Annotated in this window: 1 pseudogene; it reads right to left on the bottom strand. The window is 46.9% G+C overall.

What is annotated here, in order from left to right:
• Positions 1-608 (bottom strand): annotated as a pseudogene (locus L4C54_RS24135) (methyl-accepting chemotaxis protein); the annotation flags it as partial.

Genomic DNA, 608 nt, shown 5'->3' with positions numbered 1-608 from the left:
CGATTGAACTTCTCAGTAACGTCATCCCACTCTAGGGTGTTACCGACATAATTCCCTTCCGAGTCGATCATTGCCCCCACGTTGAGCTCAATCTTCACCCCTTTCACATCAATCACGGTGTTGTAAGGCAGGTTGTTTACATCCGCGAGCAGTTGACGTTGGTGCGATGGGTCTTTATGAAAACCATCAATACAGTAACCAATTAAGTGCTCTTCGGTTGCTTTGAARTTCGACCACACGCTTTGGAACAAGGCTTCGTGCGTTTTCAATAAATTGAGCGTTTTTTTGTTGGCRTAAGTGATGAGGAAATCTCGATCGACCATCATCATCGCCGTTTGAGATTGATCSACAGASGCTTGTAATCGCGCCACATCATTGTCTCGATTGAACTTCTCGGTAACGTCATCCCACTCTAGAGTGTTACCGACATAATTCCCTTCGGAGTCAATCATCGCCGCCACGTTGAGCTCAATCTTCACCCCTTTCACATCAATCACGGTGTTGTAAGGCAGGTTGTTTACATCCGCGAGCAGTTGACGTTGGTGCGATGGGTCTTTATGGTTGTTTACATCCGCGAGCAGTTGACGTTGGTGCGATGGGTCTTTATG

It is taken from the genome of Vibrio lamellibrachiae, assembly GCF_050337265.1.
Taxonomy (GTDB): domain Bacteria; phylum Pseudomonadota; class Gammaproteobacteria; order Enterobacterales; family Vibrionaceae; genus Vibrio; species Vibrio kyushuensis.
Note: the sequence above shows the minus strand (reverse complement) of the source record. Positions and strands in the feature narration are given on the sequence as shown.